The organism is Tamlana sedimenti (genome assembly GCF_038148895.1).
Taxonomy (GTDB): domain Bacteria; phylum Bacteroidota; class Bacteroidia; order Flavobacteriales; family Flavobacteriaceae; genus Tamlana.
The window spans coordinates 263,448-289,910 of record NZ_JBBVGQ010000002.1 but is presented as its reverse complement, the minus strand read 5'-3'; the positions used below and the strand labels follow the sequence as shown (position 1 = coordinate 289,910).

Genomic DNA, 26,463 nt, shown 5'->3' with positions numbered 1-26,463 from the left:
AGTGAAACAATCATACATTTATTTATGAGATTACTTTGTCGCTCATACTTCGCGCTCCTCGTAATGACGTGTTTATTTATCAAATTTTAAATACACCGTACGTTTTTGCAATCCATTTAACCATTTTGGTTGTGATGAAGGTCCACATAAATCAGTAGCATTAACTTTATTTCTGGCTGGCGGAATTACATCCAAAACAGCAATTCCTGTATTTGGGATTGTATACAACAATGCATCACGACCATCTCTCGGAGAATAAACACCCAAATACGTATCTGTTCCTTTATTTTCAATATAAATTTTACCTTCTTCTGTAGTAAATTCTGCCCATTGCCAGTTATTGAAATAGCCTTTAAATTCAGGATATTCGAACGATTCGCCCGGAATCGGGTCATTGTAATTATTCTCCCAAATATCTAAAGTGGTTCCTTTTAAACGATTCTGCCAAACACGATACGGCCCATCACCCAACCATTTTTTAGATGTCATTTTGTCTTCGGGATAATCGAAATACATACCCGCCAAATCTACTACGCCGTTATATTCGTATTCGTAATCCAACTGGATTAATCCTTCTCCATCAATGGTCCAAATTACCTTTTGAAGAACTCCGTGGTAATTGGCTTCTACAACCACTTTTCCTTTTTCTTCTTTGGCTGAAATATTCAACAATTTTTCAGAACAATTCACCTCGTCATCCCAACAATCAAATTCCTTGTAAATTCGGTCTTCTCCTTTTAAGAAATCTGGATTTACAGTACCATCCAAGGTTCTATCTCCACGACGCGCCATGATTATTTTTGGCCCATTGGCAAAACTAATCGTGCTTCCATTTTGCTGAACCTCAACTAATTTACCAGACGCCTTATCAATCTTTACTTGAGTTTTTCCAGCTGAAACGGTATAGGATTCATCAGTTTCATCCAGTTTTACTTTTCCAGAAGTTAATTTTAAACCTACTTTTTTATCCCAAGTAAAATCCCATGTCCATAATTCATGTCCGTTTTTATCCGTGATTTTTACATACAGCACATCCGCACTTTGCCAACTATTCGGTAAATCCAATTTCAACTCACCGTCACCGTGGGGTTCAATGTTTGGTGCTTTTACAGTTCCTTTTTCGAAGCTTTTGCGGATTTCCTTTCCGTTTTTTAATGATGAAGCAAAGTTTACCAACTCCCACTCGAATGTACAAGTGCTGGTATTGGTAAAATCGTAACGGTTTTCAATGTTAAATGTTCCATCAAAATCTGTTGGTAATTTTGGATTGTTCATAATCATCACCGGCGACCACACCTCTTTTACCGTAAAGAAACTGCCTTCCTTTTCGTGATGTGGACCAACTATACCGTCGGCACCATAGTTGCCTTGGTTGTCGATACGTCCATCTTGGTCAGTTCGGACAATACCTTCATCAGCAAAAACCCAAAGGTAGCCTCCTCCACCACGAGGATGCTTGCGCATGATTTCCCAGTAATCATCAAATCCTGCTCCATGGCCACCATCATATAATCCATGCAGATATTCAGTAGGCATAAAAATATTATCATCTCTAAAATATTCCAACGTCTCACCATACGAGCGGTAATGCATGGTTTCAACACCGTTATGTTCTTGCTGCGGATGCAAAACAGGACGTTTTTGTAAATCCCAAATATCGAATTGGTTATCTAAATTGGTGTTCCAGCCACCTTCATTTCCGTTGGACCAAAAAATGATGCTTGGGTGATTTAAATCGCGCGTAACCATTTCTTTTACCAATTTTTTTCCAACAGCATCATCGTAATGGCCGTGCCATCCGCCTAATTCGTCCATTACATATAGTCCAAGCTCATCACAAGCTTTAAGAAAATCTGGGTCTGGTGGGTAATGCGATAGGCGCACCGCATTCATGTTCATTTCTTTAATCAAACGAACATCAGCATAATTCAATTCGGTGTTTAAAGTTCTGCCCGATTCTGGCCAGAAACTATGGCGGTTTACCCCTTTCATTAAAACTCGTTGGCCGTTTACGTAGATACCATCACCTTCTCTTATTTCAATGGTTCTAAAACCAATAGTTTCGGAAATTTGATGCACCAATTCACCAGCCTTTAATAATTTAATATCAGCCTTGTAAAGGTTTGGGGTTTCGGCAGTCCATTGTTTTACATTACCAAATTGTCCTGACACATGAATTTTATCTGAGCCAACAACACCTTCAGCTTTAAGAGTATTACCAATTTTCTTCCCTTTTTCATCAAAAATATTTATTTCAACTGACATATCTTTAACTGCATTTCCAACGAAAATATTAGCCTCAAACAAACCATCGGCTTCCGCCCTTAAAGCAGCATAATTTATATGTGTTGGCGGAAGTGCTTCTAAAAACACCGGACGGAATATACCCCCAAAATTCCAGTAATCAGCACGACGTTCGGCTAAGTTAACACTTGCGTTTTTCGATTCTTTGCTGACGGTAACATCCAGTACATTTTCTTTTCCGAATTTCAGCAAATCAGTGATTTCGTATTTAAACCTATAAAACGCCCCTTGATGTTCGTCGTCGCTTGTAGAGCGCCCGTTGATTCGAACCTTGGTATCGGTCATCGAGCCATCAAACACAATTTTAATACGCTTGTTTTCCCACTCTTTTGGTACAGTAAATTTGTATTTGTACTCGCCAACTTCATCGGCAATCCCATCTGGAAACGGCTTTCCGTAAAAACGGATACCGTACTGATATTTCCCGAAACCTTCCTGTTCCCAAACCGAAGGTACGTTAATGGTACTCCACTCGCCACTTTTTCGGCCGTCGGATACTTTAAATTCCCATTCTTTGGTGTCTTGATATCCGGTTCCCGATAAATATTGAATTTCGGTGTTTTGCGCCATTGCTGAAAAACCTACAACGGCTAAAAAATAAGAGAGTTTATTGATAAACTTGTTCATTTTTTTCATTTTTAAAAACTTGTTATTAATCTCAATTAGAGCTGTGTAAAGCAATCATATTCCAAACAATCAAAGTAAAAGAACAAACAAAAATCATAAAAAACCATCCATTTATAGATAAGCTATTATTCTTAAATATTCCTTTATTCAAAACAAAAAATCTAATTTCTAAAACGCTTAAAACAATAAACATCCATAAATAAATGGTATAAAAAAGATACAAACCAATATGTTCTGCCCCTTTAAGATTAGTTAGAAATAAAAAAACAAATAAAAATAGAATGTTTAATATTCTAATTATTGGGTATTTTACTTTAGAATCTTTTGTCATTAAAAATTTATAGTGCGTTATATTTAATTGTATAAGACGTATTAGATTTAACATCTAATTGATATTTATCGTTCCCTAAACTTTCTATATTTCCAAAGTTTGTTGAAGGTTTGGTTTTACTTTTAATAATTAAAGTGCCTTTGCCTTCTGAAGCGCTTATCTTTATTTCTTGTGTGCTGCAATACAAATTTACGGAACCTTTTGGTGTCGGCACTTTACCTTCCATCCATTTTAAACCGCCCAAATTGGGTTTAATCGTATATTCCGAATAGCCTGGAGTCGTGGGTTCTACACCCAAATAATACCTGCCAAACAGATAAATGGGACTTGCCCCCCAAGCATGACAGAGGCTTTTTCCGTAAGGCCTGCCATACATGGCAAGATGTTCTGTACCACTTTGATTCGGATTGTATTTTTCCCAAAACGAAGTTGCTCCCAAATCCATCATACCTCCCCAATAGTCTCGGATTTCATCCAAAACAAATTCCTGTTCACCCATTGCACACAGGGCTTCCAGCTCGTAAAAGCGCATATATGGCGTCCTGATTTGAAGAATATTATCATTCAACAGAACCTTTTCCTTTACACTTTGCTTTTGTTCTTCAGTAAAATAATTGAAAAAGATCCCAAACATATTGGCATAACGGGTAACCATATCCTGTATTTGGCCATCGATACGATGGTGTTTCATTACATTTTCCTCATCGTCCCAAAACACATCGAATAATTTCAACTTTAAATCATTTGCTAATTTTCGGTATTTGTTTTGGTCTTCGTCCTCTCCTGCAATTTCCGCACTAACAGTCATGGCTTCCAAGCTTCGTAATAATAGCATTTGCTCAAAACTTACTTCACCTGTTTTTGGTAAACCATCAGCCCAATCTATAAATACCCAATCTCCCTCCAAAGGTTCTAAAAATCCCTTTTGGTTTCTTCTACCCAAGCAATACTCCATGAGCGATTTCATCCGCGAATAGAAGGTCTTTATAAACTTGGTATCTCCGGTGTACAAATAGTAATCGTAAATGCCCACAAACCAATATAGCGAATAATCCATAATGGTGTTTATGTGCGCTGTAACGGGTTCCTTGCCACGAAGTGCCACAATTGTACGTTCTACAGATGGTGAATCGAAGAACAAATAATAGTTCATTAAATAACTTTGGTAGGCATCTCCTGACCAAATCCAGCGGTCGCGTTTAATGCCATCGATAAAAAATTCGCGGGTTGTGAGGTGCATTGTGTATGCCGAAACATCCCAAATGTTGTTCAATAATTCGTCTGAACACTCAAAGCTTCCTCTATATTCTAATGGAAGATATTCGTAAAGCATTGAGATAGAGTCGTACTGAACAGAATCATCTTTTTGCACTTGAACATATCGAAAGGCTTTTGAACCTTCAAGTGTAAAGGTCTCGGATTGATTTCCATCAAATGATAAACAATCCAATGTTTCACATTTTTCAGTATCCAAAGCCTCTTCTCGAGATTCACCATAATACAAAGCTAGCTTCCCTATCCCTTTTAAACCATCGATTTTAATACAACCAAAGGTTTCTTTACCAAAATCAAATAACTCACCGGAAACCACTTTTTCTGTTTTTTTCGCATCCCAAGGTTCGGTTGCGAGCCTAAATTCCGAAGGCTTATTTTCTGGCGAATCGAAATTCCAATAGCCTACAGGCACCCATGGTGTTCCAGATTGTTGAGCTTTGCCCGTTTCATCAATCCAAAGTTTATCTTCATTAGTTACTTGCCAAGTTTCATTTGATTTCACATATTGTCCATCAATAAAAATGGCTGGCAATACTTCTTGATTATATACTTTTAAAGATATTTTATGCTTTCCTGTAGGAATTGTAATGGATTTGGGTTGACCATAGATTTGAACATCATCCACAAGTAATTGAAATGCCCCTTCTGAATAAATTTTTACGTCATCTTCCTCAGGAATATCCACTTCAGTTTGAAAGGTTACCAACGGATAAGGGCTGTAATAGCGCCAAAGCGGAGGAAAAATAGCTTCACGTTCGGTTCGCCTTACTTGCATTTTGTTACTCAACCATATTTCGTAATCACCTGGATACCAAACCCATGTTGAAGCGGAAGAAGCATTCGGTGAAAAAGATTTATCCATTTGTTTCCTTTTTAAGATATTACCAATACTTTTTTAAATATCGTCTCCATATCTTTCTTCTGTAATTTGCTCTAATGTTTTTCCCTGTGTTTTTGGAGTCCAAATCGTTCCTATTATTAAAGCGACAATGAGTAAGCCTATCATAACATTAGCAGCAGTGTGGAACCCTTCTCCGTGTTCTCCATAAATGAAAACAAATCCAAACCCCCATATCGCTGCTATAGCCCTAACTACAAAGAACATAACACCTTGGGCCGCTGCACGGTATTTGGCTGGAAAGAGTTCGGAAGCCCAAAGTGCATAAAACGCCTGTACGCTTAATCCTGCGTGAATACCCCAAAGAATGGTAAACGTCCATAAAGCCACATGGTTTTTTATCCCAACAAAAATTAAAATACACCACGCCAATATACCTATTAACGTCCCGACAAAATAGAGCCAACGCTGATTAACCTTATCAACTGTCATGGCAAAACCGAAATAAGTTACCCCAATAATAACAAGCCACTGTATGGCAGAAACCATATTGGCCTGTTCGTTTGAAAGTCCGCCAGCCGTTTCATAAATATGCTGTTGAAAAAAGCCCATTACTGAAGCCACCATGTTCCAGGTAACGTAAATTCCCGCGAGAAAAAGAATGGTACGAATATTTACTTTGTTGGTAAAAAGTGTTCCGAATGATGAGAAAACACTTGGCTTTTTTTCCAGACTTTGCTTCTGCTTGGCTTCTAGCCAATCTTTTGATTCATCTAGCTTTCGCTGAAGGTTCCATGCTATAAACGCCACAATAAATAAAGAACCAAAAATAAGACGACTACTGAAAACATTAACAGCTTCAATACTTGCATCGCTACCTATGAACATTGCTGCGACATCTTTCACATATTCAAACAAAACACCGGCCGAAGCATCACCTTTACCCGGGGCTAGCAACATACCTAAAATCAAAATTATCGTTGGTCCCACGCCCCAGGCAAACTGCGAAATACCCATGTTGCGACCGCGATTCTTAACCTCGGAATTTTCGGAAATATATGTCCATGACGCAGGAACACCTATCCCAACCGATATGCCTGTAATTAAAAACCCTGCTAGCAACATCGGAAAATTTATCGTGAACATGATAATGGCAACCCCCAACATATACACCAACATATTGTAGGTGTAAATCTTTTTTCTACCATATTTATCGGCAAGAAAACCGCCTATAATTGCGCCAATAGCTGCTCCAAAAGCGTTGGCACTAATAGCATTAAGCCAACCAAGATGCCCCTCTGTAAGGCCGAGGTAATTTTGCCACAGCGTCAAACCACTAGCTCCTGCTACAATTGCTCCAGCATCGAGATAATTAGTAAGCGATACAGTGATTGTGCTTTTTAAACTTCCTTTTTTATGTTCCATTTTCTTATTTAATGTTTAGTGTGTTCTTATCACCTTCCAATTTAAGATTGTAAGTGCCTTTTACAGCTGTTTTAAATTTTATGACGCCTGGTTTGAAGTTATTAATTTAGTTCTTTTTGAGCCGCTTCCCAACACTCTTGAATAATTTCTTTATACAACAAAGCCTGTTGCCAGCGGTCGCCTTCTTCTTGTTCTTTACCGTTTTTATCTAAAATCGTTCTTTCATAAAATATTTCGGCTTTAAGCAATTCTATCGTAAAACAGATATAATCACCAGGTTTTGCCGATTTTAAAAAACCTAAAAACGAACGCTTCCACATTTCTTTAAAATCCTGAACATAACTTGCGTTTTTGTCTTTTACATCCACTTGAATGGAGCCCGGATTGCCTATTCTACCGTGCATAAAACGTACCCTATCGAACACCGGTTGGATAAATTTCCATTTATTTTCTATCCCACCGTACACCATTTCCTGCCCAGTGTACCAATGTGAGAAATCGCCATTAAAACGGATTTCCGGAAAGCGCTTTGTCAATTCTACGGTTCTCCATAAATCTTGTGTGACGGTAGCTCGATGCGTTTCGATATAAATAGGGAAATCAAATTTTTCAGATCTTTTTATCACATAGCTTACCAAGTTGTCCATTTCTTCATCGCTCTCCATACCCCAACCCAAATGGATACTGGCACAATTGTAATTTCCGTTTTTCCATACTGGCATTAACTCATCTAAATCGCCAACCTTATTTATTCTAGCATGTGCTGTTAATTGTAAACCAAACTCTTTACACAACTCTGGGTTGCCATCTTGGATGCCGCCAAAACCAGCCTTTGAAATAGCCACGTGTTTTTCGTGATCACTTCCTTTTGGACCAGTTGAAAATGATGGTAAATCATCAAGAGTTCCATAGTTTATATCTACTCGTAATGTGGGTGGATTATTGGTTCCGTCGTTGGTATTTTTTATCATGTTCAATTTATTTTCAATTAATTTCCGTTAAAATAAATATATAGACATATCATGATAGCAAACAACACTGCCCACAACAGTTTTACCTTCGGGGCAACCTTTGTTAATCCGCTAAAATCCAAAGTGCTTTTAAACGGCGCACTTCTTTTGTCCAATAGGGAAATCACAACAATAGCCAAAGCCAAAATCACAAAAATGAAAAAAGACAACAGTAAAAAGTGTGGCCAAATTTTAACGGCACTTTCTGGGTCGTTAGGAAATACCCATAAGTATAAAATCCCCACAGTCAAACTGAATAAAGTTCCAAAAACCAAAATGCTATTGGCTGCCCTTGCCGTTGTTTTTTTCCAAAGTACACCAAACAAAAACACGACTGACATTGGTGGCGCTATAAAGCCTAAAACAGATTGGAAAACATCAAAAAGATTTAATCCTTTTATACTATCAATGGCCAATGTGATGAAAATGGATATGATGGCTCCCGCCACGGTAACAATATGACCTACTTTAACTATTTTCTTCTGGCTTGCCTTGGGCTGAAACTTTTTAACATACACATCCATAGTAAAAACCGTGCTCAATGCGTTTAATGAAGAATCGATAGTACTTACCAAAGCGGCAATTAAAACTGCCATAACCAAGCCTTTCATACCAGTTGGAAATAACTCGGTAACCATGGTCATGTAAGCGGCATCTGGATTTTCTAAAGCCGGAAATAATACAAAGCACATAATGCCAGGCAAAATGAACAACGGCACATCGATTATTTTTAACCAAGCGGTGAAGTTGGCTCCCAATTGTCCTTCTTTTACATTTTTTGCACCTAAGACTGATTGCACCATAGATTGATCGGTACACCAAAACCAAACTCCCATAATTGGGTAACCCAAAAGTATCGCTATCCATGGGTAATTGGCATCATCTGAAGGCAAGAATAAATTCCAGTAATTTGATGGCGTATCACTTACCAATTGGCCAAAGCCACCCACACGATCTAGACCTACCCACATGAGAATTACCGAAACCACAATAAGCAAAACCATTTGTATAACGTTTGTGTACACTATGGTTTTTAATCCCCCGGCCAGGGTAAAAAATGCGGCAATAAGCAACAATACAATTACTGAAAGCCACATGGGCAAATTGAGGATTTGCTGTATCAAGATACCTCCAGCAAATAGGGTTAACGACAACCAGCTTAATAGTATAGTTACAATAGTGTACCAAGCCAAAATATTTTGCGTTGAATTCCCAAAACGCTTACCCATAAACTCTGGTAAGGTCTGTACTCTTGCCCCTAAATATCGAGGAGCAAAAACTACAGCCAATAGAAAAATGAAAATGAATGCATACCAAGAAAAGTTTCCTGCAACAATGCCTGTGGTGTATCCAATACTTGCGTTGGCAATTAACATGGAAGGCCCTACATTTGTTCCCCACATATTGAAACCAATACTTTTCCAACTCAAAGAATTACCTGCCAAGAAGTAATTTTCATCATCACCACGTTTATTCCTCAAACTAAACCAAGCTCCTAAACCTACCAAAACCACGAGATAAAGGCCTACTACAGCAAAATCAAGAAAGTCCAATTGGTCGTATATATTCATTTTTTTAGTTGTTGATTAATGGTTGGTGGCTAATTGATGTATTCTGATTAAAAAAACACAATTGCCCAGAGTATTGTTTGCTAATTCAACATCTCCCTGAGCAATTCTAACTGATTATCTTAATATGCACTTATTTTTTCACCTTTTGCAATAAATGGTTCTGCCCAATATAAAGGCTCATTATTGCTCTTTAAAATAGGCTCTGCTGAATACTGAATTAAAAGTACTCGCCTCGATTTATTTGTTGTGTTTGAGCCGCTTCTGTGAAAACAGGTGCTTGAAAATAAAGCTACATCACCAGCTTTTAAAATCGCTGGAACACCAGGGTTGTCACCAAAATAGCCGATTTTATCATTTGTTCCTTCTTGAAGAATATGGTCAATTCGCTTTTCTGTACCGGCTTCCTTGTATGGCAACAAATATACCGTACCATTTTCTTCGGTAACGTCATCCAACGGGCACCAAACGGATAAATACGGTGTGTGGTCAAAATCCAAATACCCAGAATCTTGATGCCATGAAAAAGTCATACCCTTGTCAGCAGCTTTTACCACGAATTGCTCTAGAAACAGGTACACCTCTTCCCCTAATACCTTTCGGGTAATTTCTTCCATTTCTTTACCGAAAATGAGGTCTTGCATGGTCTCACTATCTTTATAGCGGAGGGCAATGAAATAGCGCTTGCCCTTATGGTTTATTTCATCAACCTCAACACCTTTTCGGTCCATTTCATCATCTTTTTCTTTAATGAATCTTTGGCATTCATCGCGTAAACGCTCTATTAGTTCCTGCGGAATTACGTTTTTCACAATGCAAAAACCGTCTTCTTTAAACTGTTTTAATTGCTCATTGGTTATTACTGCACTCATTGTCTTATTTTTTAGTTGTTTTTATAGTTCTTATTTTATGAAATTTAGATGTTTCCAAATTCCTTTAAAGTATTTATCAATTTTAATGGTTGTGGTTTTACTCAAATCCATATCATCTGTGCAATTCACAGCTTCAGGATATATTGGAATTACAGCTCCTTTTTTTACCCAAACTGGCATGTCCATTAAATCCACTTCAAAATCTTTAATCCAACCATCACTAGCAACCTCTTCGCCTGTGAAAAAATTAATCCAATTTCCATCGGGCAAATACACATCCCTTTTGTTTTCGGAATTCATCATTGGTGCAACCAAAAAGTCGTCGCCAAAACAATATTGGTCGTCAATATGCCAAACCATTTTGTCTTTTGGGTAATGCATCAACAATGCACGAATCACCGGAAAACCAGAAGTTGTTGCCTTTTCACTTTCTTGCAATATGTATGGCAATAATGCATAACGCAGCTTCCACCATTTTCTAATTACATCCGCAATTTTCGGATAATAATAAGGCTCTCTTTTTGAGGTACCGTGGTAGCGAATATGAGAAGTAAACACACCAAATTGCGTCCAGCGCACGTACAAATCGTCGGGAATTACAGAATTCATAAAGTTAGGAACGCCGTGAAAACCAGGCACATCATGGCTCCAGAAACCAAAACCAGAAAGTCCTAAGTGCAGTCCGCCCTTTAAAGAACCTGCCATACCATCCCAAGAGGCTGCGGCATCACCACCCCAGTGTATTGGGTAACGTTGGCAACCACTCCATCCTGCCCGGGCCCAAATAATGCCATCACCGGTAACTTCCTTTGTTACTTCGAATGCGGCCTTTTGATACAGCAAAGCATACAAATTATTAAGGCTTTCTGATGTCATGTTATGATAATTGGCATCCAAATGAATTTCTTCACCAAAATCGGTTTTAATACAAGTCACGCCCATTTCTAAGAGTTCACGCAAAAGGTTTTTATACCATTCTACCGCTTTTGGATAGGTAAAATCAATACTACCTGCATAATCTAAATTGCTAAAATTAGATCCGCCTTTCATCACTTCGGCATTTAATTTTCCAATGTAATTGTTAGCCATGGCTTCTTCATACTGTTCGGCATCTTCCGATATATAGGGCATTTGCCATAAACTTACCCGATAGCCATTTTGTTTTAAATTTGAAACAAACCGTTTGGGATCAGGAAACCGTTCTGCATTGAATTTCCATTCGCAAAGCCAATCTGTCTTAAACCAGCCGGTATCTAGATGGATCACATCGCATGGAAAGTCTTCTCTTCTTAGTCTTCCGCAAATTGTATTCACCTCTTCCTCGGAAAAATAGGTCATTCTGCTCATCCAAATTCCATAACTCCAAAGCGGTGGCAAAGTGGGAAAACCTGTTATTTTCTTGTACTGATGAATAATTTTTTCCGGAGTTTCCTCACCAATCAGAAAAACATCCATTACAGGCTCTTCAACCAATAATTGTACGGATCTGGTGGAAAAATCGGCCATCGAGAATTTGCAGTAAGTTGATGTGTGCAAAAACAAACCATACATTTCACTAGAAAGGTAAAAGGGAATATTTTTATAGGTACGTTTATTATTTACGCCTTGGCCATCTTGATTTTTAAGTTGAAATGTATTACCTGATAAATCCATTTTAGAAAAACGCTCGCCCGTTCCGACAAATTTTTCATCTGGTTTTGCGTGGAATGACATTGTGGCTTTACTTGGTGTATCATGCTTTTCAATAAACGACAAACACATAGCATCCATTCTACCGGGGAAAAATTGATCATACGCACTAACTTTAACAGCTTTTTTACCATCAGGGTAAAAGGTAGCTTGCATAGTTTCTTCTGGTGCTGGCAATAAATCACTCCAATGGTCAATCTCTGGATGTGACAAATCAAATACAGCCCGGGTTATGCCATTGTTATCTTTAACAATCCATTGGTTTTTGGACTTTTGGATATTCAATTTAACTTCCTGAATATCTTCTGCCATTTGAAGCATAGGTGATTCTAAGACAACCTCCTTTTCAAAACCTATACTAACCCTTAAAATTTTATCACCGTAAGCACGTAAATACAGATTGTAGTCTTTTTTTGGAACATCAAAATCTGGAGCAATGTCGTTGGATAATATTTGGCATTGGAAAGGCACGGTGAGCATAACTCCCAACTGATATTGAACAATATCAATGGGTTTGCACGCTTTCCATAATTTTGAAACACCTTCTTCTTTGGTTAGGTCGGTATTAAAATCCAGAAAGTCAAAAAACTGATGGTTAGTCTGTTTCATTTAGTTTAGTTTCTCTAAAAACACCCAAGTTTCATTGGGTTTTGTACCTTCTATTCCTGTTTGGTATTTTTTCATTAAGGCATTCCAATCGTTAACACGTGGATTGTCCTCTGTGGTTTTTGGATTTAGTTCGTCTAAGCTGGCTCCTTTAGGAATGCTGATTGCCAAAATGAGTTGCCGCCCATTTTTAAAAACCTGCAATTGCTGAAAATCTGCATTACAGAACCCCTCAGCTACCTCTGGCCATGCTTCAAATTGTGTTTTATGGTATTGCAAGTATTCTTCTTGTAACTTTTTATTTTCAACCAAATTGGCTGTTAGTAGAATATGCTCCCATTCACTAGCTAAATCAGAATCCTTACAATGCTCAAATTTGTTGAAATTATAAACAGGCGCATTGTAGGTTTTGATTTTGGCATTCGGGTATTCTAAGCTCAATTCATTCTTTAAATGTTCAACATGGTTCATTTTGGCATAAAGGACCATGTGATTCTCCCATTGATATAATTGTGCATCAATAACCCCATTTACTTTTGAAATCTCCTTGATTTTGGCATTATCGAAACCATCGCCAACCAACTCAACCGCTGCAAAATGAGGTACTTCCTGTAAAGGCCAATTTTTATCTATTTCCTTTTCTTTCAGTAAGTATTTATAGGGACTCCTAATCCCAGCGTTTTGCTTAATCTGTTCACTTACAAAAGCATTATTGTTCGCCCAAACATTGTCTGGGCCATTGGCGTTTTGAAGGAACTTTTCAGAAGGCACCCAATTATCCTTTACAGTAAAATACGCCGAGCCTTCATCTGTATACAAATAAAACCAATGATATGGGTCGTGCGCATAAGGATTGAAATAAATGCTATCAATAACATTTTCTTTAATGACGCTTTCGGGCTGTGCAGAAAGGGTGTAAATACCCGCTGTATCATATAAATGTTTGCCGTAATGTGTAATTTTGTTAGCAACTACCTGATTGCCCTTCATGGCATTTATTGTTTTTGTCCAACCCCAACCTAAACCTATTCCAGTGTATGAAACATCCGATATGGTGTTATGGGCAATAGTGATATCTTTAACAAAGCCCGCGCTAATGCCCACACAGCCCCAATCTTCATTAGTGACATCGGTGATTAAATTGTCAGCTATAGTTTCGTTTGAACAGACTTCACGTTCGTCTTTTGGGTTATAGGGCAAATGGGTTTCAAAGGCCTCTTCGGAAAAAACGCCAACATTGATGGCGCTTCCACCAATATCTTTAAATAAATTGCCCTGAACCAAATTATTATTGGTGCCCTTATTCAAATCCAAACCTGTTGATGATAAATGTTCAAATGTGCATTCTTGAAAATGAATGTTGTTGGAAAAATTAACCTCTACAGCCGCACGTGGTCTGCCAATCCAAGCCTGATTTTCCAATCCTGCTTTATCTGGTGTACCGGGTTCTTTTAATTTATAGGCGTCCAACAGGTACATCCCTGCCTGAATAGGAACATGGCCTTGTTTTGAAGGACGAAGCCAATTGCTGTGCTGAAACGAAACACCCTTAAAATAAACATATTGAACAGGATTATCTACGGTTCCATTTATTTCAACCAAATTTTCTAAAACAGGAGCAACAACCTTAGCTGAAGACATATCTTCACCTTTCCTTGGGTAGTAGTATATTTTTGAATTTGCTTTATCTAAATACCATTCACCGGGTTCGTCCAATAGACATAAAGCATTGTTTAAAAAGAAAGCTGAGTTTCCTGTTTTATCAGAAATCCAAGGGGCTGGCCATGGATGTTCACTTTGAATACGGCTTTCGGGCTGTTCAAAATAAAGCTTAGCACTATCACCTTTAATCTCCATATTTTTTATCCGTAAATTGGCTATTGCCCACCATTGCTGAATAAACATTTCCATGCCTGGCTCAAAGCTTACAGATTTATCTTTAAAGGGTATCCAACAGGTTTCCTCTTCCCTATTCCACGACAATACTCTCTCCATTTTAGAACCCGACGTACTTTTGGCCCGAGTAGCTTTTTCACTGTTTACCCATAATTGCCTAAAATCTAAAATATTTCCTGCTTTTTTTGGTGCATTAGCCACACAAACCAATCCAGACTTTAACCCGTTTATTGCTTCAGCTTTTTTCCAATTTGCTATTGAAACTCCACCACTTAAAACGGGATGGGCATTTGTTTCGGCCTCTATAATTGTGGGGCTTTCTGCAGTCCCTGAATCTTCAGGTCTTATAAAAATGGGTTCATTCAAAAGATAAGTACCATCCATTAAAATAATACGAATACCATCTTTAATAGAACGGTCTCCCAACCTGCGCATATTTCTGGCCTTACGTAACGCCATATTTAACGTTGCAAGCGGGCTTTCCTTTGTACCCAAATTGGTATCTTTTCCTGTATTGCTTACCCAAATTTCAGTAGCATTACATGAAAAAACAAAACCCAGAAAAAATATAAAAAAGTAAACCTTTAAAACCTTAAACATTTATACAATTAATCTCATTAAACCTTTGGCCTGACGCATTTTAAAAGATTGAAACCCAACAATAGCGCGGCAGGCCAATAACTGGTGATGTATCAAAAATTTTAGCTAATATTAGCAATTTAACAATAATTCTATGCTATTTTTAAACTTTGGTCAATTTTATAAAGCTTGAAGTTCTAGACCAAATTCCTGTTTTACATCAGCAATTTTAACGGGAAGTCCTGTTTCTAAACTTCTATCCATGGCTTGCAACAAGGCCACCGTTCCAATGCCTTCTTCCATGTTTGGATAAGCCGTAAAACCTTGCTCAATGCTATCGGCAAAATATTCCAAATAATTTTGATATTCACCGGCATGGTGCGTTTGCCCCTCAAAACGGTAATAATATTTGAGTTTTTCGTCACCCCAATACACTATGCGCTCCTCACCTTCATTTGTTGTGACAGAGTATCGTAATTCATGATAATCGGCTTGGCTTGCACCTAAAGTTCCCCTCAAAATGCAGCTCAATGTACTATCCCTTTTTGTGGGTTGTGTTGGTGAGGAATAAACGCCACTAACCCTTGCTATGCGGCCATCCTTAGCCTTAAAAATAAAGTGCATCGTGTCTTCATTTTTCAAACCTGCCTGCTCTCCATTGGCACTAATCATTCCATAACCCATAACCTCATCAATATTTGGTAAATACCATCTCACAAAATCTACCGGATGGCTTAGCCCCCCATACAACCATTTAAATGATTTTAACAAGGACCATTCTTTTTTTAAAAACCAGCGATTATCTGCATGGTAATGTGCCTCTACCGTAATTAAATCACCAATAATTCCCTTATCAAATTCCTTTTTTTGTTTTTTCATCGGTTCTGAAAACCTGGAACTTTGCCCAATAAAAACCTTTTTTCCTGTTGCATGACTTATTTCCAACAACTCACTGGCTTTGGTTAAATCATCAATAAACGGTTTGGTGCATACTACATGTTTATCATGCAATAAAGCTTGTTTAACGTGCTCGGCATGTAAATGGTCTGGTGTATAAATGGCTATGATGTCAATGGATTTATCATCCAATAAATCTTGATAATTTGTTGTGTAGTTGTTAAAATCAAATTCCTTTGCACGTGTTTTACAAAGTTCTTCATTAACATCGCAAACTTTAACCAATTTAATTTTTTTGCTTTGCAAAGCAGCAGACATTGTGCTGCGACCTTCACCAAGACCCAGAATAGCTATGTTTAACATGGTCTATATTCAATTTATAGTTTGGAAACTAAAACAATTAGTCCAAACGGAATAGTTGTTAATTTGAATATAAAATTAACTTTTTTATAGTAAAATTGTGTTACTTTTAAGCGATGGTCAATTTTATAAAAATTCTCCTGTGTTCCATTGGCAATTTTTATTTAATATCGCATAAAACTTGGCTGAGGAAACTTTGATTGTTCATTTGATATAGAACATCAAATTTTTTTTACAAATCCCCAAAAACAAAGACTTTTATGAGCAATCTCAATATATGGTGGCACAAAGATGACCCAGGTCCTTTAAAAAACCTACCTTTTATCGTTCAATTTGGCAGCATGAAATTCTCTAAAGTTAGGCTTGATGAAACTATGCGCCCACATTTGAATGATGGTATTGAAATCCATTTTGTAAATAGTGGCAAATATAAATGGGTTGTAGACGATAAAGAAGTTGAATTACTTCCCGATAATTTATGTATTACCGCGCCCTGGCAATTAAACGGTAGCCCAACCGGGAAAATGGATATTGGTCAAATTAATTGGATGGTTATTAAACCCAAAAATTATGGAAAGAAAACCCCATTAAGTTTAGGCCCTTGGACAAAACTAGACCAAAAATTTCAAGAAAGTTTAGGTCTTATGATTGCTGATGACAATAACTTGGTTATAGAAAAGGCCAAAATTTTCAAAAAGTATTTTGTTGAACTTGAAAAGGAACTAATAAATCAAGATGAAGGTTTTGAAATTATGGTGGGCAACATCATAGAGAACTTTTTTATTGAGCTGCATAGAAACCTATCGTTCAGAAAACAAAAAATTCACGAGGAGACCAATTTTATTGATAATTTAACCCAACTCGTTTTAGAAGATTTAAACAAAAAATGGATTATTGATGATCTGGCTTACAGATTTGGTATGGGCAAAACAAAATTCACTTATGAAGTGAAAAACTTAACGGGCTATCCGCCAAACAGCTTTATCATTAACCTAAAAATAGAAAAGGCTATTGATATGATTATGAAAGACGAAACCAACATGTCTGATATTGCCTATGCCTGCGGATTTTCTTCGTTACAGCATTTTACCTCAACCTTTTCGCAACGTATTGGTGTAAGCCCCGGGAAGTACAAAAACCATAAGAAATAGATTCAATTGTTTAATACAGAAGATATTATCGAAGAGACGATAGTTGAATAAGAAAACTACATTTTATCCCATTTTAATTGATTGCTTCAATTTGGTTTTGGTCTTCCAATATTTTTGGGCTTAAGAGTTTTTGTTCTTCTAAAACCACAATAACAAGGCGCACGTAATCATTTATGGTTTCGTCCATTGATTGAGGATCCATAATATCAATGTAGCCTTTCCAAATGAGTTCCCTTTCTTTTTCTGGGCAAATGCAATACATTGAGGTTTCGGCATGGTAGACGACATATTCGTTGTAATAATCTGGATTATAATAGGCGTCTTGGTATTTTAAATAGTCTTCTTTAAACCTTCTATAGGTTTTATCGTAACCATCATAATTGGTTTTGTAGTCTATTTTATCTTCGGTACCAATTACTTTTGTAAACAAAACAGTATCAAACCCATCATTTAAAAGTTGGCTTTCCAATGCCTTGAGCTCTTCCTCCGTCCTGCTATTTGAGGTAAAAGAAGGTTCAAAAAGCTCTAAACTCGTTACAGATTCTATTCCTCTAGCTGCATATTCCATTTGCAACTGGTCCTCAAATTGCTGCCTTGCTTTAAAGTTAGAAGTCATTCCAACCAGTAAAACCTTATTAGGGCTGTAGGAGTCTATATCTGGGTTTTTCCAGTTATCAACCAGTTCGGTTGTAGAACAACTAAACACTAATAAGGCAATAATCAATATTTTAAAACAGTTCATTTTTAAAATAGTTTTACTGAAGCAGGCGTTTTTGTTTTCCTTCTTTTATAATGTTTTTTATAAGTACAAACAGTTGTGTTTTAAACGTTCTGTAGTTTTCCAAAAACTTGGTTACCCGAGTTATAAGCTCAACATGTTCATTTTTATAACCATCCTCTTCATTTAGTTGATCAATACCATCAACCATTATTTTAAGTCCTTTTTCATGCTTTTTAACTACCTCAAGCAAAGCATTTGTTGCCTTTTGCGAACTGCTTAAACGGGAAACTATTTTTTTGCTTTCGGCAAAGTGTTTGGAATCAATAAGCTGAAGTGTATATGATTTTACCAAATCGTCAAAAAACAATTGCTCATCTTTTATGAAATTGAGTTCAGACAGCCATTTAAGTGAATCTTCGTGCATGATATCTGCGCTTAACCAAGGCTGATATTTTAATTTTATTTCTTTCGTTTTCATCTTCTTCCATTTTTTAGTTTGAAAAAAAAGCAGAAAGCAACTCGTTTCATTGCTTTCTGCTTCCGCAAATTGCTATTCAACTTCAATAACTTTTTTAGGAATTTCTTTTTCAACAGGTTTCTCTTCTTTCAAAAGTTTGATTTTAAGAACACCATTTTTATAAACGGCTTTTACATCTTGATTTAAATCTACAGAAGTTGGAAGAACAATGGATTTTTCAAAGGATCTATAACTAAACTCTCTACGGGAGTATCCTTCTTCTTTTTCCTTTTCTTCTTTTTCCTTCTCTCCACGAACGTGAAGAACATCATCTTCAATAAAAACTTCAAAGTCTGTTTTATTGAAACTTGGTGCTGCAAATTCAATTTCAAAATCTTTTTCATGTTCTTTAACATTCATAGCTGGCATCAAACTATCTTCTTCCAAGAAATCACCATTAAAAATGTCATCAAATCCCATTAAATTATTTAATCTATTGTTAAATAGCGAGCTTCCCCAAGGTCTTAAAATATTGGTGTTCCATGGGGTTGGTAATTGGTTTTCAAAAGGTGATAACCTATTACGTTTTCTTTTTTTCATTAATGTTGTCATAATATTTTATATTTGGGTTAAACTTAATTTCCAACCCTAATATATTCACAGAAATAGCTTTATGCAATGATATATATCAGTCAGATTGATTGCGTTTGAAGGTTATATTAACACTTTTTCAACATCCGTAAGTTTGGGTATCTTGACCGTCCAGTTATAGGTATCCTTTATTTTTACACGAAAAGCATCCAGAGCATTTGGTTCTCCATGAACCAAGAAAACAGTTTCTGGTATGTTTTTGATGTTGCTCATCCAATCCAACAAATCATTTTGGTCTGCATGTGCCGATAGGCTTTCAATACTTTTAATTGTTGCCTTAACGGGATAGTATTTTCCGAAGAAACGTATTTCATGGGCACCGTCTTGTAATTGTCGTCCTCGAGTGCCTTCTGCCTGATAGCCAACCAGCAAAACTGTTGTTGTAGGTTCGTCTATAAGTTGTTGTAAATAAGTCAGCACGCGCCCTCCGGTTACCATGCCACTTCCTGCTATGATGATTTTAGCACGTTTATCATCAATGGTTTCCCAGGTTTCCCTATATGATTGAACAATGTTAACGTGATGGCACATGGCGTTATAGTCTGCCATGGAAAGTTTGTGCCATTTGGGGAACCGCTTAAAAACATCCAAAACATTATTACCCATTGGGCTATCTATAAAAATGGGAATATTAGGGATTTTGTTTTTTTTATAAAGTTCCCAAAGTAAATACATGAGTGTTTGTAAGCGCTCTACCGCAAAGCTTGGAATTATTAAATTCCCTTTTTTATGGATGGTTTCATTAATGAGTTCGGTTAAAATGGCATCTACATCCTCTTCGGGGTGTAGCTTGTTTCCATAAGTGCTTTCCACAAACAAAAAATCCGCCCATTCCGGTTTTTTGGGATCATCCAGTAAATAATCGTTGCGGCGACCAACATCTCCAGAAAAAACAAATCGTTTTCCGTTAATATCCAATTCTATAAAAGTTGCACCAATAATGTGTCCGTTATATTGAAACCTACATGATATATTTTCGGATAACCTTATCCATTTATCTGGCATTTCAACCTGAAATAAACCAATGGTTTTTTCGGCTTCAAACTCAGTATAAAACGGCAAAGCAGGATGATGTTTGGTATATTTTTCTTGATTAGCTTTTTTGGCTTCTTCCTCCTGTATTTTGGCGCTGTCCATTAAAATTATTTCTGCAATGGCCAATGTGGGTGCCGTACCTAAAATTTTTCCTTTAAAACCCTGTTTCATTAAACGAGGTAAATAACCCACATGATCAAGATGCCCATGAGTAAGCGATACAACATCAATCGCTTCAACATCAACGGGCAAATCATCCCAATTAAGTTCCCTTAATTCCTTTAACCCTTGAAACATACCGCAATCAATCAAGATATTCTTTTCCGAAGTTTCAATAAGAAATTTTGAACCCGTTACAACACCGGCCGCACCCAAGAAATTTATTCTGCAAAAATTGTCCATGGCTTTTAGCTATTACATAACATACTTATTTCACTTAGAATTTTTTCTTTTCTAGTGTCCGAAACCCCCAAATGATCGAGATAAAAAGCATCCCCAATTAATTGACGGCACAAAACCACATCCCTACTCAACAAAAACTGCTTTTCCCTGTTTGTTAATAAGGTTGAAACCGTAATGGGATATAATCCCAAACGGTCAATACGGTCTTTTAAACCATCATTTTTGGGGTAATCCCAACTCAGTAAATACAAATTAACGCAACTGCCATATTTGATGGCATCTTCCGTAAACCTTGTATTGGTTACCACCCACCCTTTTGTAAGTTTAGATTCGTTCTTTAAATCACCATTCCAAAAAGCCTTGATATCATTGTAGCGTGAGTAGATATACAATGGAATCTTCACATTGCAATTTAGCCCTTCTTCACTGTGAAATTTACATTCTATTACGGATGTTTCCCCATTCTTATGTGCCAATACATCAACCTCATGGGTTACACATTGGCCTTGTAAAATCTTACCGACTTCGGTTTTATAGCCTGAATAACTAAGAATGGCACTTACAAAACGCTCAAAAGGAAATCCCGTTGGCCCCAATTCATAAATGGCTTTTTTTAACTTATATTTTGAGGCTAAATAGCTTTTTTTCCTCTTTAATAAGGCGTATGCCCTATTGTAGATTTCTTTTGTTGAAATGCCTTGATATAATTCATCCCTAACTTTATCAATTATTTGGTTGATGGTCTTCTGGTCTGCTCCAACACGCTTAAGTGAAGACCTAAGTTTTTCCATAGAAAATTTTGTTTTCTCACCAGAGGATTTAATAATATCTACAACATTGTTTTTCATACGTTGTCTATTTTAACCCAAAAAACGAAAACATTAATTCCGTAAATCGTGCATGACCATTATAGGAACAGTAGAATCATTGCCGATTTCCTTGACCAAAGGGTGTGATAGGATGCTGCCAAAAAACATGTGCTTTTTGTTGATAAAAGCAACCATATCACTTTCCCTACTTTGAACGAAACAATTTATAGCAGAAGGTACGTCTATATGTTTAAGGAAATGAAACGTATGTGGAATGCCATTGAAATATTCGGCCAAAAGCTTTTTGTTACTCAATTGTTCTTCACTTAAAGCAGCTTCTTCCAAAACATGCAAAACTCTTATTGCTGCGCTACAGTTCTTGGTTAAATCGATTAAATATTGAAGTTCCTTTCTTTTTAAATGGGTTTTGTAACTGGTTGGAAAAACAATTTCTTTTGGTATGTTGTGTTTCGCCAGTTCCGGCACCACTATAACAGGGCAGTTTCTTACTTTTTCCATAACATTAATGGCTACACCGCCAAACATTCCGTTTCGCGCCGAGGTTTTTCCCTTAGTACCCATAATGATGATTTCTATATCCTTTCCCTCCACAACATTCTTAATAGCTTCAACAACATGGTTATAAACCGAAATTGTTTCAAAATGATGTTTTGTGTTGCCATGGTCTCTAAAAGCCAACATGTCCAGAATTTTTGCCAAATTATTTTCCGATTCCAATTTAGTCGTTTCATAAAGTGCACCCCCTGGTTCCATATTGATTAAACCACCAATGATATCACCTGATGCGGAAAACACATTTAGAATGTAAAAATCGCACTGTTCTTTTTTGTATAGCTCTATGGCGTAAGTAATGGCCTGCCATGCATTTTTAGAAAAATCGGTTGGCAAAAGTATTTTACGTCTCATGATATTGCTATTTAGTCAGTACTTAAATTTATACCAACCAATTGCCAAAACCTATGATATTTATCAGTGAGCCTTTATTCGGGAATCACCAAAAACGGTACTGTGGGATGAAACCCTATTTTTTTGATTACGGGCTCGTTAAGTATGTTTTCTATGAAACTGTGTTTGTAGTTTATCATGGCCAATAAATCGATGTTTAACTCCTCAATAAAATCATTGATTTCAACTGCCTTTTTGGCGTATTTGGGCATCCAATGGAGGCTGTATTCGCAGTGGTTCAAATGGCTTTGGAGCATCATCAAATTATAATTCTGAACATCATTCAATTCTTTCTTTTCATTAATGTGCACAATCCTGATTTTAGAATTGTTCAAATCCACAAATTCTTTTAAAGGTTCTAACTCACTATCATTGTAGAATCGATTATAATCTGTTGGAAAGGCAATTTGATGTGGCTCAGTAAAGTCGTATTCTTCAGGAACAATCAAAATAGGGCAATCTTTCAAGCCTTTAGTGATGCTTACCGTATTGCTGCCAAAGAAAAATTCTTTTGCTCCTGTTGCCCCTTTTGTGCCCATAATAACCAAATCGATATCCCATTCTTTAATGGCTTTTTTTATGGCATCCTTTAAAACTTCGGTACTCAAAATTATTTGAAAGTTATGATTGGCATTGGCGTCAGATGTTTCAGCTAGACTTTTTAACTCCAATAACTCTTTCATTGCATCGCTTTTCATATTATCGATTAGTTTGCTTGAAAGGTTGGAAAACATGGGTACATCAATAGATACCGAGTTTAAAAAATAGAAGGTACAAAACTCATCCTTTAGAAGCTTTAATGCATAAACTGTTGCATTCCAAGCATTATCTGAAAAATCAGTGGGCAATAAAATTTTACGTAACATGACCTTTGTTTTTTTATGTTCTAGCTGGAATAACCAAAAACGGAACATTTAAATGGAATCCGATGTGGTTTATTTTCGATTTGAAAAATAAATTCTCAAAAAACGAGTGCTTATTGTTTATCATGACCAACAAATTTATTTTCGCTCTCAACTGAAAATTATTAATGGCCTCTGGCACATCTTGATTGCTGATACTGTGAAACAAGTGGGCGATTTCTCCAAAATATTTTTCAAGTAACGCTTTATTGGATTCTTGGGCTTCAGACAACTCGTAACCATATGAAACATTCATGATATTAACGCGCGTGTTATAAAGCGAAACTATATCAATTAACGGCTTAACATCATCCTCTTGGTACTGCATTTCATAGTCTGTTGGAAACAAGACTTCTCTCGGAATTTCAAAATCAAAACCATCTGGAATGGCCAAAACAGGGCATTTTACATTTTTGAAAACATGCACCGTATTGGAGCCGAATAGGACCTCCTGCAATCCAGAAGCTCCTTTGGTACCCATAACGATATAATCTATTTCATTTTCTTCAACAAAGCTTTGAATTTCCAGAATAAGGGTATTGAATGCAGCTATTCGCTCAAATTTATGGTTAGGGTTCTTAAACTTCTTTTTTATTTTCTTTTCAACATCCTTTAAATGGCTGATTACCTCTTCCCGTATTGAATCACCCAATCCAAATTGGGAAGGATTAATCAAAACATACTCTACATGGTATACCGCGGGAGTATAGGTGTGCAACAGATAAAATGTGCACACTTCATCCTTAAAAAGTTTCAGCGCATATTCTATGGCATTCCATGAATTATTTGAAAAATCTGTGGGAAGCAAAATCTTTTTCATGGCTTTTATGTTTAATATTTTAGTTACGTTCAATGTTTTGCAATGCTAAAAACGGAATGTCTAGATGTAAACCCAGTTCGTCTATAGTTGATTGGAACAAAATATTATCTGAAAATGTATGTTTTGAATTGACCATTACCAACATATCAATCTTATTCTCCTTTACATATCTGTATATAGAACCAACAATGTCATGGCTGTTCTCTACGTTAAAATTTAGCTTATTTTTACAAAGCTCTTCTTTTAAAAAGTTTTGGTTGTCTTCTTGTCTTTTTGATAGTGTTTGTGTTTTGGACAAATACAAAACATCTATTTTAGACCTAAAAGAAGAAAGCATTTCGCAAACCAGTTTTAGTTCCCTTCGTTTATACGGAATCATATAATCCGTTGGAAAAAGTATTTTCTTTGGCTGTGTATATCTGTAATTTTCCGGAACTGCTAGTACTGGGCAATCTACATATTTTAAAACCTGCAACGTATGGCTGCCAAAGGTTAGTTTCTTGTTATTGGTTTCACCCTTTGTACCCATAACAATGATATCAATATTCTCTTTTTCGACAATTTTATGGGCTTCATCCAAAAGGGTATTGTTTGCCAAAATCATGTTGTACGTATGCCTCGGATTTGGTGAAATGGTTTGGATTTTTTCTAGGGTATTTTCAAGTTTTTTTTTGGCCGCTTTTTTTGCGACCTCTGCAACATTTTGCACGGTTTTATTTGAGGATGATGTTTCATAAGCATAGGCCATATCTTGGTATGCATGCATGATGAAAAATTCGCTGACGTCATATTTAAATAAACTCACAGCGTAATTAATGGCATTCATTGCATTAACTGAAAAATCGGTGGGTATCAATATTTTCCTCATCTTCTCAAGACATTATCTTTAAAGTTAAGACCTTACTAGCTTTTGGACAATGATATTTGTCAGTCCACTAACCCTATTGCGGTACAATGCCGTAAGCAGCATTCAACAAAAAAAGACCAGTAAAAAATAACAGCATATAAATAACCTGTACCAGTTTTATATTAATAAGTTGTAATCCAGCAATGGTACGCTTTGGGAATATGAACAACAATAGGCCAATGAACAATGAAGTCCACCCAATTAGGGTAATTATAATCTTCCAACTTAATTCCCAAACATTATGGAACAATATATTCACCATGCCAACTATTATGGCCACAAATGCGGTTATGATGAGAAACTTTTCATCATTTAAATCATTAAATATTTGCTTGATGCGTTTAGGATTTAGACTTAAAATCAAAAAGAAAATAATCAGGTACCAACCCCAAAATTTTGCTAAAAAAATAGAACTTTCCATAACAGTTAATTTTTTTCATGTAAGACTAAAAAAGGTATCTCTGTATGATAACTTATTTCTTCAACTTTGGAATGGAACAAAATGTGCTGAAAATAGTTTAGGTTTTTGGCTACCATACAAATCATATTAATATTCCTGCTTTCAATAAAACATTGAATGGCGTCTTCAAAGTTTTTATTGGTTAAATAGTGAAAACTATGGTCGAACGGACTAAAGTAGTCTTCAAGTAAATCCTTGGTGTTTTTCTGGTCGTTGTTTAAATCTGTTTTCTTTTTGGAAATATGAAGAATTCTTAATGCCGCTTTCCATTTTTCCAAAATTTCGGATAAAGGCTCTAAAATTTGGATGTTGTAGGTTAATGAAAAATCGGTGGGAAATGCTATCTCTTGCGGTTTGGTAAATTCAGCACGTTCTGGTATGGCCAAAGTGGTGCATTTTACTTTAGTAATGATATCGCCAGCATTACTACCAACTATTATTTTTCTTAATCCCGAAGCGCCTTTTGTGCCCATAACAATCAAGTCTATTTGTTTTTCCTCAACTTGTTTTCTTATGGAATCAATAAAGAAATCGTCATCGGTTATGGTATAGAACCTGTGGTTTTTATTTTCAGGAAATTGCTTTGAAATACGCTTTAAAATCTCACGCAGTTCTTGCTTGGCCGGCAAAGCATAAATGGTTTCTACAACATGTTGTGTCGTTAAATAGGGTGAATCATCCAAAACAATAGTACTGGGCCTATTAACATGCAACAAGAAAAAGTTACATGCTAAGGTGTCAAAAAAATTTATGGCGTATTTTATGGCATTCCATGAATTTTCTGAAAAATCGGTGGGCAATAATATATTTTTCATCAAACTGCATTTTTTTATCTTTTACTAATTTATGCAGTGCATGGTTTTAATGAAATGATATTGGTCATTTTTGAAATTTAATAAAAATTG

21 protein-coding genes are annotated in these 26,463 nt (G+C 36.5%); 1 reads left to right on the top strand and 20 read right to left on the bottom strand.

The annotated features are described in order from the left end of the window. Window positions 1-72: 72 nt before the first annotated feature. From WJN01_RS07350 to WJN01_RS07310, 9 genes are all read right to left on the bottom strand, one after another. Complete coding sequence (locus WJN01_RS07350) at window positions 73-2,931, bottom strand: glycoside hydrolase family 2 TIM barrel-domain containing protein (RefSeq protein WP_445196504.1); 2,859 nt, start codon at window positions 2,929-2,931, stop codon at window positions 73-75. Window positions 2,932-3,269: 338 nt separating this feature from the next. Further along, window positions 3,270-5,399: an alpha-L-rhamnosidase-related protein gene (locus tag WJN01_RS07345; protein ID WP_445196503.1), complete on the bottom strand. Its 2,130-nt coding sequence runs from the start codon at window positions 5,397-5,399 to the stop codon at window positions 3,270-3,272. 33 nt (window positions 5,400-5,432) lie between these two features. Then, window positions 5,433-6,800: an MFS transporter gene (locus WJN01_RS07340; protein ID WP_445196502.1), complete on the bottom strand. Its 1,368-nt coding sequence runs from the start codon at window positions 6,798-6,800 to the stop codon at window positions 5,433-5,435. Window positions 6,801-6,901: 101 nt separating this feature from the next. Beyond that, a complete protein-coding gene (locus tag WJN01_RS07335) occupies window positions 6,902-7,771 on the bottom strand; it encodes an IolE/MocC family protein (protein ID WP_445196501.1) in 870 nt (289 codons plus the stop codon). Window positions 7,772-7,788: 17 nt separating this feature from the next. Continuing rightward, a complete protein-coding gene (locus WJN01_RS07330) occupies window positions 7,789-9,381 on the bottom strand; it encodes a sodium:solute symporter (protein ID WP_445196500.1) in 1,593 nt (530 codons plus the stop codon). Between the two features lie 119 nt (window positions 9,382-9,500). Continuing rightward, window positions 9,501-10,250, bottom strand: a complete 750-nt coding sequence (locus WJN01_RS07325; protein ID WP_445196499.1) for a phytanoyl-CoA dioxygenase family protein — start codon at window positions 10,248-10,250, stop codon at window positions 9,501-9,503. A 30-nt stretch (window positions 10,251-10,280) separates the two neighbouring features. Further along, window positions 10,281-12,548: a glycoside hydrolase family 31 protein gene (locus WJN01_RS07320; protein ID WP_445196498.1), complete on the bottom strand. Its 2,268-nt coding sequence runs from the start codon at window positions 12,546-12,548 to the stop codon at window positions 10,281-10,283. After that, the gene (locus WJN01_RS07315) at window positions 12,549-15,041 is read right to left on the bottom strand and encodes an L-rhamnose mutarotase (protein ID WP_445196497.1); all 2,493 of its coding nucleotides are present in this window, start codon (window positions 15,039-15,041) and stop codon (window positions 12,549-12,551) included. A 159-nt stretch (window positions 15,042-15,200) separates the two neighbouring features. Next, window positions 15,201-16,280: a Gfo/Idh/MocA family protein gene (locus WJN01_RS07310; protein ID WP_445196496.1), complete on the bottom strand. Its 1,080-nt coding sequence runs from the start codon at window positions 16,278-16,280 to the stop codon at window positions 15,201-15,203. 257 nt (window positions 16,281-16,537) lie between these two features. Between WJN01_RS07310 and WJN01_RS07305 the strand changes: the two genes are divergently transcribed. After that, window positions 16,538-17,428, top strand: a complete 891-nt coding sequence (locus tag WJN01_RS07305; RefSeq protein WP_445196495.1) for a helix-turn-helix domain-containing protein — start codon at window positions 16,538-16,540, stop codon at window positions 17,426-17,428. Window positions 17,429-17,501: 73 nt separating this feature from the next. Here WJN01_RS07305 and WJN01_RS07300 read toward each other — a convergent pair whose 3' ends face one another. The 11 genes from WJN01_RS07300 to WJN01_RS07250 all read right to left on the bottom strand — a co-directional run bounded on the left by WJN01_RS07300 (window position 17,502) and on the right by WJN01_RS07250 (window position 26,373). Then, window positions 17,502-18,170 (bottom strand): hypothetical protein, encoded by a 669-nt coding sequence (locus WJN01_RS07300; RefSeq protein WP_445196494.1) that lies wholly within the window; start codon window positions 18,168-18,170, stop codon window positions 17,502-17,504. 13 nt (window positions 18,171-18,183) lie between these two features. After that, the gene (locus tag WJN01_RS07295) at window positions 18,184-18,627 is read right to left on the bottom strand and encodes a hypothetical protein (RefSeq protein ID WP_445196493.1); all 444 of its coding nucleotides are present in this window, start codon (window positions 18,625-18,627) and stop codon (window positions 18,184-18,186) included. A 72-nt stretch (window positions 18,628-18,699) separates the two neighbouring features. After that, complete coding sequence (locus tag WJN01_RS07290; protein WP_445196492.1) at window positions 18,700-19,206, bottom strand: Hsp20/alpha crystallin family protein; 507 nt, start codon at window positions 19,204-19,206, stop codon at window positions 18,700-18,702. 114 nt (window positions 19,207-19,320) lie between these two features. Continuing rightward, complete coding sequence (locus tag WJN01_RS07285) at window positions 19,321-20,694, bottom strand: MBL fold metallo-hydrolase RNA specificity domain-containing protein (RefSeq protein WP_445196491.1); 1,374 nt, start codon at window positions 20,692-20,694, stop codon at window positions 19,321-19,323. A 5-nt stretch (window positions 20,695-20,699) separates the two neighbouring features. Further along, the gene (locus tag WJN01_RS07280; RefSeq protein ID WP_445196490.1) at window positions 20,700-21,542 is read right to left on the bottom strand and encodes an ATP cone domain-containing protein; all 843 of its coding nucleotides are present in this window, start codon (window positions 21,540-21,542) and stop codon (window positions 20,700-20,702) included. 33 nt (window positions 21,543-21,575) lie between these two features. After that, entirely contained in the window at window positions 21,576-22,430 is an 855-nt protein-coding gene (locus WJN01_RS07275) for a universal stress protein (protein WP_445196489.1), read from the bottom strand. Window positions 22,431-22,504: 74 nt separating this feature from the next. Next, window positions 22,505-23,335, bottom strand: a complete 831-nt coding sequence (locus tag WJN01_RS07270) for a universal stress protein (protein ID WP_445196488.1) — start codon at window positions 23,333-23,335, stop codon at window positions 22,505-22,507. 13 nt (window positions 23,336-23,348) lie between these two features. Next, window positions 23,349-24,191, bottom strand: coding sequence for a universal stress protein (locus WJN01_RS07265; protein WP_445196487.1), 843 nt, complete (start codon window positions 24,189-24,191; stop codon window positions 23,349-23,351). Window positions 24,192-24,210: 19 nt separating this feature from the next. After that, a complete protein-coding gene (locus tag WJN01_RS07260) occupies window positions 24,211-25,059 on the bottom strand; it encodes a universal stress protein (RefSeq protein WP_445196486.1) in 849 nt (282 codons plus the stop codon). Between the two features lie 73 nt (window positions 25,060-25,132). Continuing rightward, the gene (locus tag WJN01_RS07255) at window positions 25,133-25,519 is read right to left on the bottom strand and encodes a hypothetical protein (protein ID WP_445196485.1); all 387 of its coding nucleotides are present in this window, start codon (window positions 25,517-25,519) and stop codon (window positions 25,133-25,135) included. A 5-nt stretch (window positions 25,520-25,524) separates the two neighbouring features. Continuing rightward, window positions 25,525-26,373, bottom strand: coding sequence for a universal stress protein (locus tag WJN01_RS07250; protein ID WP_445196484.1), 849 nt, complete (start codon window positions 26,371-26,373; stop codon window positions 25,525-25,527). Window positions 26,374-26,463 lie beyond the last annotated feature (90 nt).